The organism is Rhodocyclaceae bacterium, assembly GCA_020248265.1.
GTDB lineage: Bacteria > Pseudomonadota > Gammaproteobacteria > Burkholderiales > CAIKXV01 > CAIKXV01.
On sequence record JADCHX010000004.1, the window covers coordinates 1 to 13,372 of the forward strand.

A 13,372-nucleotide genomic window follows, 5' to 3' on the forward strand; every position below is an offset into this window, starting at 1 on the left:
TCAATCGCGAAAAGCCTCGGGATAGGCGCCTTCCCGACGCGCATCGTGACCGACCGCCCTACAATCCGGCACACGCAGTGCCGGAAAAACGGCATCGGTCACGATCACCGGAATCGTCGGTCACGTTCGCCGGAATACGCATCCGCCAGCGCGTCCTGCGGAAACGGTCGCGAGAACGTAAGTGTCCAGTGCCTACTGTCGTGACGGTCTGAAGCTCATTCGATTGATGTGCGGTCGGTCTGCACCGATCGCATCGGCGACAGCCCAGGGTAGCAGTTCATTCAAACCGTTGGACGGATGGTCGGCAACACGCTCGAGCACGTGGCGCAGGTAAGACTGCGAGTCCAGCCTATGGAGCTTCGCGGTGCCGACCAGGCTGTATACCGAGGCTGCGCGCTCGCCTCTGGGGTCCGAGCTGTCAGAACAGGTGTTCATGCGCCCGAGCGCGACAGCGCGCAGCGCCCGCTCGGCGGCGTTTTTGTGTGTGCCTAGCTAAGGCACGGATGGTTCGTCGGTGTGGCCATCGAACTGAAGGTGGACCGGTTCGAGCCCAGCCTAAACGATTGTCGAGACAGACTCGACTGCATCGACCACTCTGGCAAGCGTCCTTGCAGCGCGCCCCCTGACCAGAACGCCAAGCTCGAGTGATTGTTCGAAAGACCACTTGGTCATATTCGCGGAGCCGACGTATGCCTCACTATCATCCGCAAGCACGACCTTTGCATGGAAAGTCTCGTAGCCCGGCGACTCGGGTCGGTCGATGCGGAGACTTCTGATCTGCACGCCCTGCGTGCTGAGTTCCGCTTGGACGCTGTGCACCGCAGGCGGTAGCCCACCCTCCGGCGTTGCTCGGATGATGAGCGACCTGCGAGCGCACTTCCGACTCCGCTGGAACAAGTTCATCACAACGGGCACACCAACCTCGTCGATGAAGGGTGTCATGACACAGAAGCGATGGCTGGCTTGTTCGGCTAGTGACGGCAAGACCTCCTTGGTATCAACCATGCCCCACAGACCCGCCGCCAAGCTGTTCAGCTCCTGTGCCACCGCGCTAGGCGCGGGAGGCAATGTCATCACAACTCGGACGACATCGGCATCCCCGTGAACTTCAGCGCGGTAAAGCGCGGCGCCAGCCAGCAACTGCGCGAGTTGGCAGTGGAGCTCTTGTCGCGCAGGACGCCAGTCTGAGGCCCTCCTTTCGAAGAGGCGTAGCCGTTCCGCTGCCAAAAGGAACGCCTCCATTTCCGCGCTCCGCGCCAGCGCTATGCCTGAAGCGGTGCAGATAGCTCTGACATCCGCAGAACCGGAGACGAGACCTTCCACCACGGCCGCACACACGGCAGCTGCAATGTCGCCGTGCCGCGCGAGGGACTTGAAGGCCTCCCTTACTTCAAACGAGGGCGGCCGCATTGGCAACCTCAAGAAAGCCAGGGATGCGCTTGTCTTCGTGTGTTAGGTCTTCTCTTGGCGCAGGACCGCCTTGCAGGACAGCTCTGGACAGAAGCCGATTCTGGGCCACGCAGGAGGTCTCCGGGACCATGATGCAGTCGGGGCACGCTCCGCCATTAAAGTCGCAGAGACTCCCAGAATTGCAGCTATGCGTCGCCGGGCGAAGTAGGTGCGTCAAGAATCGGTTGTTCTCGTTTCGCCACAGCGAGGAGAGGTTCCCAAGGTCCATCGTGGTGCCGTTGCGATAGACAACGAACGCGAGGTCTGCGGGGAAGAGGTATTCACCTAGCGAGCCGACGTCAAGCCCAGAGAACTCGGAAATCGACTTCATGAACAGATGGGCGTAGGTGTGCAACAGAGTGTAGATGTATCGATAGGTGGAGGCTTCCGCACGTTGCAGCAACGAAAAGTACCGCCCAAAGGGTTCAGCACGCTCCAGCAATCTGCCGCCGAACCGAATCGGGCCCTCTGGAGTCCAATCTGGCAAATCCCTGACGCCTATTGCAGCAAGCCACTCGAATACGTTAGCTGGGTCGAGCTGGATGTAGAGGGCCTCGTTCGCCTGCGTAACGACATAAATGGGACGCCTTCCGTTTCTGAGGGGCTCGAAGAGCCTCAACCGAACCGGAACGTCTTGGTTGCGCTTCTGCTCGACAGGCACGGAAAACACTCGGGTGTATCCGTGAGTGAATCTGCAAAGTTCGAAATCCCGGATGAGGCCGAACTCGGCAAAGCCGAGGCGGGTCATCAGTTCAGCGGTTTTGGCTTCCTGCCTTGCCTGTACTGCTGGGTCTTTCGGCGCCAGGTCCTTGTCGAGGCGGCGAAACCTGACGAAGGGTGCTCTTTCGCCGGACAGACTGGTTTTTGAAAGCTTGCTTCGTTTCAGCGCCTCATGCTCAACGGCCAGGCCGAATGGGTCGTAACGGCTAGAGAACTCGGACCGTCGCAAAATTTGAGTCTTCAAAGCGCCCGGAAGGGCCGCCGACACCGGCACTAACGGGGGGTCCGACGTAAGCCAACGGTTCACCAGTTTCTTCAACTCCGCTTCAACTTCAGCTGCCAAGCCCGCATCCTTGAACTTTTGAGCCATGGCAAGCATCTTTTGCTGCCGTTCGTAGGACTCCCATTCGGCGTCGTGGCCGCCGTTGAGAAGTACGACCTTCATCTCCTCGATGGTGGGCATAGCACCCGCAAAGCCAAAGAGGCCGGCAATGAAGCTGCCCAGTTCGGTCTCTTGTCCTTCCTCGAGAAGCTTGAGCAGCCCTTGGTCCTTTTCCGAGAACATCACGAATTGCTCGTGGTGCGCGTAGAAGGCAGAGGACGCTCGATACGACACGGGCTCCATACGGCGCTCGCCAACGCGCTTGTTGCCCTTGTCCTGGAAGACCTCGGTGGTGAACGGGTCGTTCTGGAGCCAAGTGCGCCGCCGGTCAATGCACGTCGGATTGGCGCACTGGAAGTACCACTCACCGATGCGAGGTGACTCTGTCTTCAAGATGAACCTGTCACCGTGACAAAGCGAGCAGACTTCTCCGAATAGGCGCGTCCGCTTGTCGCGGTCTGACCATTCCCACATGCCAGGCGTGGCGGCCTGCCACTCGCCTGACCAATGCACAAAGATGACGTCGAGTTGTCGCCACTGGCACTTGCCCTTGCCCTTGGGGTTCAGGCACTTCGACGTGCGAAAGAAGTCGGCGGCCTGAGCTGCCTCGTGCGCAGAGTCGAACGCCTTGAAGAGCCCGCAGGAGTTGCAGACGAAGGTCAACGGCGCTGGCGCGTACCCCATCTTGACTGGGTTAACAAACTCAAGGCTGCTCCCGGACAACGGGTGCAGCACTGAACCACGCAGAAGCATTTCGTCGATGCATTGCCGAGGGTCGATGTCGCGCCCGTTCCCGTTGAGGCTGTATGCCCTCGTGAACCAGCTCTGCCAGACCTCTCGTAAGCGGAGGACGATTTGCTCCTTCGTCGGATCCTGGATTGGGGCTTGGTCAACCTGGTCGGACTGGTCTGGCACGGCAATGCACGAGCCCAGTCCGCCCTCGAAGGTGAAAAACGCGCCGGGGGCGTAGGCCGCTGCAAGCTGGTTCCGCGACCGGCTCATGGTGGGCGTGCTGAGTTTCTTGTCGTCATCGTCGTTGTGCCGCTGTTGTCTCGTCGCCATGTCACGCTCCCGAATCAGAGTTGTCGGCGACGCCGTTTCGGACAATGTCCATCACCTGCAGGATGTCGGCACCGCTTTGCTTGTGCCCAAACGGGTCCCGATACGACATGTGAATGAGACCCCCTTGGTCGACGTCGCGCAGCGAGGTCATCGGCCTCTTCATGGGGTCAGATTGACCGTCGAAGTAGTCGCGCAGGCGCCCATCGCCCCACATCTTGCTGGACGCCCACGTATCGAGAAACCATCGCGTCTTGGTATCAATCGTCTGTCGGTAGTGCTCGGCGCCCTCCGGCGCAAACCCGTCCTTCAGTCCTATCGCGAGCTCGACAAACGCATTGATTTCATTTATGAGCGCACCACCCCTGTCTCGGTATGCGCGTCTGATGTCCGGGATGTATGAATACGACACGGCGTTTTGCTTTTCGGACTCGTCGAGGTCGATGACCCTTCGGGTCGGCACGATGCCAGTGAGAAACGCCTGAAAGAGACTTGGGTAGACGCGCTCGACCGCGCGCTCGGCCCATCTGTCAATGGCCGCGGGAGCCACCATGCGCTCCAGAAAGCGATGAAAGATGTCGAAGACCTCAACGATGTGCCTGTCTCTGCGGCGCTGAGGGGTCGGCACCAGGATGACGAAGCCAACATGTGTACGACCCACCCGCGAAGAGGCTTGGATGTACTCCGCAATGTCAGAAGGCATGCCGGCGAAGAACATCGAGTTGAGCTCTTCAACGTCCACTCCGTGGGATATGGCTGACGTCGCAATGACCGAGCGCAAGACCTTCGACAGCGGCGTGAAAGGCGTGTCGGGATCATCGCGGGTCTGTGCTGCTTGAACGACTGCTTGTATTTCGCCCTGTTCCACGGAGCCCGTAATGAGCCGCGTGTCTAGCGCCTCCATTTCCACTGAGGCGTTAATGTGCCGCTTGCGGGTCTCTTCGGATTCGGCGGCCATGATTTGGTCGCCACCCTTCTTGTTGGTGACATAAGTCAGTGCAATTCTGTGCAGGTCAATCGCGGTCGCGAGTTCAGCTGCACTGGCCGCGGTCAACGCCTGCTGGTGGATAGCAGCTAGGGGGCCAGAACTGACGAACTCCAGCAGGAGGTTGCGCGAAGCTGCAACTTGCAGCTCGTCACCACTCGTGAAGTCTTGGAACAGTCGGGAAATACAAAGATGGAAGTTCGACAACACCTCCACGCTGGTGGCGGTGTGCGGCTTTCCGTTCGTCATAAATGCGCAGTAAAGCCGCGCCTGCTTGGCTGCGAGCTCGATGTCTGGCCATGTCCGCCGTGCCTGCTCATCGGCAAGTTGCGGCTCTGCGTAAAAGGACTCGTACAACGTAGGCCCGGGGTGAGGAAACTGAACCGCCGGGATGGAACGTTGGTAAAGATGCTCAAGTTGCCGTTCGGGTTCCGACACCGTGGCAGACGCGGCAATCACCTTGGCACGCCGGCGTTTGCCCTCCAGGTCTCGCGCTACGACCGTTCCGAGCGACTTCGCGAGGTGCTCAAAGACCGCATCAAGTGTGGACTCGAACAGGCCAGCAAAGGCGCCGAGCGACTCGTCGAGCAAGTGCGCCTCGTCCTGTATGAGCAGGGTCGGAAAGGGGTCATGGAAAAGCCTCTTCCCTTTTGGGTAGGCTGGGAAAAGTCCCTCCATGCCCTTTGCCGCAGGGCCATCCTTCATGTCCGGAGAATTGGGGACGACGAGCCGGCCCGTGGTCTTGTCCTGCCAAGGGGCGCAACCGAACATGCCGTAGATGCGCCGAATGGTATTTGGAGAATGGCCTATCAATGCCAACTTGTCGACCGTCCCCAGAAGCACTGACGGTGCGAGGTCGTAAATGTCCGCGTCGCAGATGAAGAAGGGGAGCGGAGTCCAGTTCCCTGTGTTGGATCGACACTTGATGTCTGTGCAGACGTGAGCGATGGTGCCGCCCAATGCGTCGAACAGGCGAAGGGCGGTCCCCTCCCCGCAGAACGGGCATTTGGGAATCTTGTTCCAGGCACGGAACGCCGTCATGTAGCGCTGGTCCTCGTCCTGCAGCTTCTTTTCGGTGGCAGGGTCAGCTGGCAACTCGGTGATTTCGGGGATGCTTTTGACGCCGGGTGCGCGATGGTGATTCGGTGAGCCCGTGCTTCCCACCCAAAAGCCAAGCGAGAACGGCTGGCCTCCGTAGTCGCGGTCGCGCCTAACAAGCTCGGCGTACGCCAGGACTCGCGAGCAGCGTTGGGCCTGCTGGATAGTCAGAAGCCGCAGCGGGTACCGCAGCATAGCGGTCACGCCAAAGGCCTTCCCGCGGAGCCTGTCCAACAGCAGGTTGAACAGCAGCAGGCCGAAGAAGGCTTCTGACTTACCACCGCCAGTCGCGAAATAGAGAAGCGTGACGCAGTCGTCACGGAGCTCCTGGTAGTGATGCTTGAACTCCGGGATGCGCGATGCCAGGGTCGGAACGTTAGCCACGATAAAAGCAAGCTGGAACAGACGCCATTGGCTGTCGTCGCGCTTGAACCGGGCCTTCATGAAGTTGGCCATGGCTTCATTCATGCCTAGCCAGGCCTCGAAGACTGTTGCCTTTGGATCGCTCTGCGCACCGCGCGCTTTCCAAGCCTGTTTGGACTCTCGGAGAATCTCAAGTCCGGCCTTGATGGCCTCGTACTCGCCGCGCCACTTCAGCTTATCGCGAGCAAACGCATCCTTTTCACGCTCCCTGCCTTCAACGTCACCAGGGCTCAGGCCCTTCAAGGGGTCGATGCGCTTGGGTAGGTCTGAGAGCCAGTCTTCTAATGCCGGAAGCAGCGGGAACAGACCATCCAGACTGTTTGGTTCGCTTAGCGCCTTGATGCTGCTGATTACGCCCTTTACAGCTGTCGGCACGATACGCGGCTGCACGTATCTGGGCGCCCACGTTGTTTGAAGCTCGACGTGGTCGCCCGCCGCGGTCGAGCTGACGCCGCAATTGTGGCCCAAGGCTGCGTACCGCAGGTATTGGTTGTATCGATACGACGGATCAATCCGCTCCAGGAGCAGCGGGCGATGCAGTACATTCGGTACCTTGACCGCTACGGCAACCTGAAAGACGGCCTCATCGGTCTCATCCTTGTGCTGATGCGGCGATACGCTCCGGTTCTCAAGTGCCAGAAGCAGGCTCGTCTTGGTGTTGTCAAGCCAATCATCAGCAATGTGCAGGTTCCACTGGAGGTCGATAGCAGGCAATGCAATCGGGAGGTTCGATTTTCTGACCTCCTCAAGAAAGTCGCTCCACTTTCGATATTTGCTTGCTGGAATCTCTAAGCCGCGCCGATAGCCCCAGAGCTTGCCGCCAGTGTCGGGGTCGCTGCTTTCAACCCAATTCTTGAGCGTGGCATCAATGGCCGTCTTCACCTGGGCCGCGTGGTCGCGAACCGCGGCTTGCATGTCGACGTATGACTTCCCAGTGTCGAGCAGCAGCGGTGGTATAGCGATGTCCAAGCGCAGCCACTTGTGCGGGACCGTCATCGGCTCAAAGTGTATGTCTTGGATCGCCGGCATCGCTCCGCCGGTGGTTGTGATTCCAACAGGTGGCGATTCCGCGGGGTCTCCGGGTTCAGCCTCTACTGCGACAGGCTCCTCTGATTCGAGCGCCGTAAGGTCTGTCGGTATTCCTTTCGCTGCGTAGACTTCCGCAACGATGCGCTCCCTGATGACCTTCCAGCCAGGGTGCTTGGCCCGCGACGTCAAGGCACCCTTTACCTTCGCCCACTCCTCGTCTAGGCGAGCGTTTCGCAGCGCCTTTACCTCGTCCGCAATGGCGCTTCGTAGTCGAAAGGCAGCCGCGCAGTTGGGGCGCTTGAGGTCGTCTGCCGTCGGGAGGATCCGAACGTAGACGCTCACTCTTGGTTGCGCACGGATGACGGCCGCGACGCCTCTGGCAATCTGCAACTGCATTCCGTGCGAAGAGATCCATATCGGTGAGGTCACCTCGTCATCGCCGCCTGGCGACTGCTGAGGCAGGATGAAGCCGGAGTTCAACACCGTCCTGGGCCGGGCGCCAAAGAGAAACTTACCAACGGAGCCAGTGCCTGAGACATGGGCGTAGACGAGGTTCACCAGGGAGTCGACAACGGCCTCCTTCATCGAGGTCGGCAGCTTGCCCGGATCGACGCGACAGACTTCACTTTCCGGCATTTGGTTACCCTCCTGCGGTGGGAACGACTTCCTCGACAGTTGCGACGCTCTCGCGGGCCTTTTCGAACAGCATCTTCATGGTCTGCCTCTTGATGCCCGAATGCACCATGACAGACTCTGGCTGAAGCAGCATGTGCGTGTAGATGTCAGACACATGCCTGCCATCCAGGCGCCGCGCGTTCCTCACCGGCATGATGACCCGCTGCCAATAGTAGGCTGCCTCAAGCTTCGATAGCCCAAGCGCCTCTGCGAACGCTGCAAAGTTCGCCTCCTTCATCGGTGCCTGGGGCCTAAGCTTGTCAAACGCAGTGTCCTCGGATTGACCAAGGTTTACCCACTGGCGTACCGATTGCTCCGCCGGGAACTCGTCCTTCCACTTGGGGTTCGCAGCAAGGATTGCCGTGCGCAGTGAGCGTACTTTTTCGGAGAGCGTTCCGTCGGGCCATACGATCCCGAGACGGCCGAGGATGTGCTTGTGATAGTCGCGAAGAGCACTCTCGAACGTCTTGTCGTGCTCAATCGGGATGCCCGCCTCCTTGAGGACAGCTTCAACCATTTCACGCAGCTCGGCCGCCATCACAAACAACTTGTGGCCCGGTTGGAGCGACTTCACCTCGCAACTTCGAAAGCCACGCTCAGATGCCTCTGCACTTGACGGGTCGTAGACATAGACGCGATGCGTTGGGCGCCGGTACAAGACGGCGCCGTTGTCCAGCCGGATGCTCCACGCCTCAGGGTCTTCGCCAGACTCGGACTCAGAACTATCGCTGTTCAGTTCAGTTCTGAAGGTCGGCAAGACCAAATCAGCCGTCGTTAAAATGCCTGCATCTTCTGGGAGATGCGCAAGCTTGCGTAGGATGGCCTCTATCCGCGGCTTGTAGGGCTTGAACTCGGGGAATCTCTCGTCGACAAGTGGTCGGAGCGCTGCCCGCAGGTACTGGCCACCTCGTTGCGTCAGCAGAACCGCGGTATGTGCAGGAATGCAGTTGTCCGTCATGAGGACTCGCAGTCCCTCGTCGTCGAGCCCAGCGAAGACGACCTGGGCTTGTTCAAGCCCGGTCAGGCTATCTTCGAGCTGCGCTGACGGGATAAGGTGGACCCGGTCCCTGAATCGATCGAAAGTGACACCGCCGTCGAATTCCTTGAAACCTTCGAGGAATCGCTGGGCGAGTCGCCGATACAGAGCGTTGGTGAACACAACCAGCAGCTGCTGCTTCTTGTGGCTGGCAATGCTCTCTACGTACTTAGCCAGCAAGAGAGCGAAGGGGGTAGCTGCTGCGTAGTTGTTGTAGAGCTTTTCGCCGACACGCATTGACTCAACGAGCGCGGCCCGGTTGATGCCTGCGCCTCCCGACCGCTCGAACTGCGCAAGTGCTGCGTAGTGTGTAGACCAGCTGAAGGCCGCCCTTGTTCGGTCAGAGGTCTCCGCGGCACCTAGCCACTCCATAAGTGTGTCCACGCCGCACGGCAAAGCGGCAAGCCGCGTCATGTATACCGCCGCATCGATAACCGGCTTTGCTGCCTCTCGACCTCCAGGCGTATCCGCGGCGATACGGAAGAGCTTGTTGATGACCTTTGCCGCTTCCGCGTCCACGATCTGTGTATCGAGCTCTCGAGGGGCCGGCAAGGCCGGGTCCTCGACGCCCGGGGGCAGCAAGCCATCATGCCGTATAGAGCTCGGGATGCCGACGATGTCGAAGCCCGCGCCGGGCTTCCAACGCAAGGACGGTACACGCTTCTCATTAAGCTCCCAGAGCTCTTCTTTGATTCGGTAGGCGGCGTGCGGCTCGTCCGTGACCACGACTACGCCCGGAGCATGGTCGCCAAAGACTCGCTCAAGCAGTAAGCAAAACTTGCTTAGGAGGCTCCTCCAGCCTTTCGTCTTCAGACGAATCTCGCGCGTGGCGTTCACGATGACGACTTCCGGGCCGCCGTGCTTTTTCAAGAGCTCCAATGCCCTCAGCCGCTCAGTGTCAGAGACTCGGCTATCGAGCGCAAACAGTGCGTCCGGGGCCGTCGTCGGATTCCCGATGAACGCACAGTTGCTGCGGAGGGCCTTTGCGTGAGCCCGTCGAGTGAGCCTGGCGCTGATATTCGACAACAACTGGTCCTCGCAGCTGTCCCAGCGCTGAAATCCTGGCGCTGCTAGGAAATGAGGAAGCAACTCCCCTACGGTCGGCTGAAGGTTCAATGACTTGATGGCGCTATTGTTCAGCGTTGTTAGGTAGGCATCCTTGGCGGGACAAGACCGCTTCACCCGTTCATTCTTCTCGGTCTCCACCAAGGCAATTGCATGCTTCAGCGCTGCGCTGCGCTCCAAGTGCAAGTGGTTTAGAGGGTGAAACACATTTGTCTTGACCGGAAAAGTCAGCCCCCTGACTCCTTGCTTGTCTCCATCTGCCCAGCGCTCCAGGGTGGCCAGTGCGTGTACCAGCACAAGTGTTCGAGGACTGGCCGGCCACAACATCGCGATATGGCGGCTCCTGTGATCTGCGGCGTGCAGGTACAGGTTCACCAGCTTTCGCAACGCAGGCGACGGCTTACTCGCAAGGTCTTCGTCGTCCCTGAAAACGCTTATGCCGGCAACGCCGAACCGACTTCGAATAGGTACAACCGCATGGTTGAGGGCCGGCGTGCTCGGTAGCTTCTCAGTGGGAGCCTGTTTCGCGGAAACAGGTTTCGGCTTGACGGGGCGGGCAGCGCGCAAGCGAGCCTGAGCGACCTTCTTCTCAAGAGCCTTGACGCGGTCAGCTTGTCTGTCAGCAAGTGTTCTGAACTCGGCCATTCGTGGGCTTCGGAAAGGTCAAGGCGTCTCAGATCCCGTCGGACTTGAATTGATCGTCCGAATCATATCCGCCGCAGGAAGTGCGCGGAGCAAAAAAACGGAGGAGCAGGCCTCTGTGCGAGCTGAGTGGATCGTGTGGTCAGCTGCATTGCCCCCTCTATTGGGCCAATACCGCACAGGCTTCGAAACATGCACGATCCCGCTTTTGCCGCCCCGTGTTAGATCAAGGACTCAGCTTACTTCGGCTTGATCAGACCTTCCGCTAGTCCCTAGATTGCTTCAACCCCGAATGCACGTAGTACTGCAAGGTCCATTGATTCGCTTTTGGCCAGCGCGGCCTGAAGCCTGGCCGGATCTGGAAGTACGAGCTGATTCAGCTCGAATGCCGAGACGTTTGTCGCGCCCGAGATGCAGCGGAAGTACCTATCGATGGGTTTGCTCCTCAGTAGGGCTGCTAAATGCTGAGGCGCGATCGCAGGGTCATCGCGGAACTGCTCAAGGACAACGATGTGGTTCTCTCCGACAAACCCCTTGTATTTCGCCCGGAACTTTTCTGGAACCGCCGCGGCGACCAGGCGAAGAGGCTGGTCGTTTGAGGTAACGCGTTGCAGAACAACGCTGGGGCGCCGAATAACGCCCCGCAAGTTAAGGCCACCCAAGTCAACGAAGGCATCCTTGTCGTCGCCTCTGCTATCGGGCTCGAACACCAACTTGGCTTCGTCGCCCGTAACGACGATGTCTTTTGACCAGACCAAGGGCAGCGCATGTCGCGCCTTACCCCTTCTTGCAAGCTTCCTGGATGCGAAGCATGGGCGCACGTCGCGGTTCCAGACGAACAGCCCGATGCGTACACGGTAGCCGTAGTCGACCAGGCGAAACTTTATGCGGCTCGCAACAGCCAACAGCTTCACGTCTTCGGGAGTCCTGGGGATGGGCCATGCCGCGCCAGAGTTGGGCAATGCACACTCTCCGACGTGTGTGTAGACGCCGTTACCGGACACGACAGAGACCTTGACGTTAGATGCGTGCGACTGATGCACCGGCCACTTTCGCAAGATGCAAAGAGCGGTCTCTTGCTCGACGTCGATAAACACGCCAAGTCTAGAACTGACCATGCCGATATGGACCAAGTCCGTGTTGGCCATGAGATAGGACCGGAGTTTGTGGAAGTATCGGCCGGACAAGAAGCTGGTCGGTGTGACTAGGCCAACTAGACCAGAGTTTCCCGCGAGCTCGACGCAGCGCGCGATAAACAGGGCGTAAATGTTGGGCTGGGCTTCAATGATGTGCTTGAACGATTTCCGAAGTGGGGCCACTTCCTCCGCCGTCATCTTTCTGTATGGCGGGTTGCACACCACAACTCGGCGCGCCTTTGGTACGCCCTTCGAAGATCGCAACGAATCACCGATGCCGACTTTGAAACACGGGTTAACACCTGTCTGCTGAATCTCCGCATGCAGGGCCATCCTCAAGAAGTGACGAGACAGCGCGCAAAGAGTCGGTTCGACATCCGTGCCCCGGAGGTGTTCCTCGATATGCCTAAGTATCTGAAGCGAAGTCTTGCCCTTCTCACGCAATCGGTCACGCATTCGCAGGGCGATTGGCGCCAGGAACGCAGCACCGCCACAGGCTGGGTCATAGAAGGTGTGCTCCTCAAACTTGGCGCCCTGACTACCTAAATCGTCGAGCAGTCCCCGAACAAGTGACGGCGGAGTGAAGAACAGCGCCAGTTTCTTTCGATGTGCATCGTCGGCCAGCATGGCGTAGGCAGAGCTTAGCCAGTACGTCGACTCTAGGAAATCCGCGGTGCATAGAAAGTCAACAAAGGCAACCAACTGCGGCTCTCGGCGTAGAGCCTTGGATACTGGCAGTCCGTGCGGCCCAATCGCCTTGTAAGCCTGGCGACACCACGAGGTCAGTACCGTGCCGACGAAACGTTTAGCCGACACATCGTGTTCGACAAGGAGCTTCCGCAACTCCTTGATGGCACGGAAAAGGCTGAGTCTTGACTTGGGATTCATACGTCGGTGATGACAGGCCGTACCTGTTATGGAGACTCTGAACAAGTCGTCGAAACAGCTGTCCAAGGGAGAACGGGCATAACCGGAAAGCGGAGAGATCGTTGAAGCCACTAAGTTTCGGCGATGAGGAGTACTCAGGCAAGCACAAGAAGACCCGGCGCTAGGAGTTTCTGGAGGAGATGGAACAGGTCGCGCCGTGATGAAAGCTTCTCGGGTTCATTTCACCGCGCTACCCGATCCAAGGAGATTTCCGTCCGCTGCTGGGGTTGGAGAAGATGCTGCGGGTGCATCTGATACAGAACGGGTTCGGGTTGAACTATCCCGGGATGGAAGAAGCGCTGATCGAGGACGCCGCGATGCGCCGCTTCTCAGAGGTTGTGCGTAAGCGTGACGCGTCGAGGCATCGAACGGAATCACCAACCCATAACCGACACATGGCTACCCGATACCCGCTTCGAATAGCGCTAGGCGAAGGTCGGCGTGGAGATCTGCGACAAGCTGCTTCAGGGCGGGCGCGCCGTTGTACCCGGCCGCCGTAGACTCTGCGAGCCGGTACCGTCGCCGCCCGCATTGTGGTCAATACCGGCACGCTGCGGCGCGAAGCGATCATGCTCGTACGCGCGCCGCACGCAGACACGATCGAAGTCACCCCAACCCTCCGTAGCCTGGCGCGCCAGATGGGCATACGGTGGACGAGACCGAGGGAGGGTTAGAGTGAGCCCGGTGGACTGCCGTAACCAGCCAACCCGGCTTGCCGCCAGGGAAACCGTGCATCATGTCACTGC

At 59.3% G+C, this 13,372-nt stretch carries 6 protein-coding genes; all 6 read right to left on the reverse strand.

Annotated elements, in window-relative coordinates:
• Window positions 1-192: 192 nt before the first annotated feature.
• On the reverse strand, window positions 193-435 hold the full coding sequence (locus ING98_03735; GenBank protein ID MCA3100960.1) for a transposase domain-containing protein: 243 nt from the start codon (window positions 433-435) through the stop codon (window positions 193-195).
• A gap of 120 nt (window positions 436-555) precedes the next feature.
• Window positions 556-1,410 (reverse strand): hypothetical protein, encoded by an 855-nt coding sequence (locus ING98_03740; protein MCA3100961.1) that lies wholly within the window; start codon window positions 1,408-1,410, stop codon window positions 556-558.
• Window positions 1,391-3,613 (reverse strand): hypothetical protein, encoded by a 2,223-nt coding sequence (locus ING98_03745; GenBank protein ID MCA3100962.1) that lies wholly within the window; start codon window positions 3,611-3,613, stop codon window positions 1,391-1,393. Before ING98_03745 ends, ING98_03740 begins: the two co-directional genes overlap by 20 nt.
• 1 nt (window position 3,614) lies before the next feature.
• Window positions 3,615-7,781 (reverse strand): helicase, encoded by a 4,167-nt coding sequence (locus tag ING98_03750; protein MCA3100963.1) that lies wholly within the window; start codon window positions 7,779-7,781, stop codon window positions 3,615-3,617.
• 4 nt (window positions 7,782-7,785) lie between these two features.
• The gene (locus ING98_03755) at window positions 7,786-10,566 is read right to left on the reverse strand and encodes a hypothetical protein (GenBank protein ID MCA3100964.1); all 2,781 of its coding nucleotides are present in this window, start codon (window positions 10,564-10,566) and stop codon (window positions 7,786-7,788) included.
• A 269-nt stretch (window positions 10,567-10,835) separates the two neighbouring features.
• Window positions 10,836-12,587, reverse strand: a complete 1,752-nt coding sequence (locus ING98_03760; protein ID MCA3100965.1) for an N-6 DNA methylase — start codon at window positions 12,585-12,587, stop codon at window positions 10,836-10,838.
• Window positions 12,588-13,372: the final 785 nt, after the last annotated feature.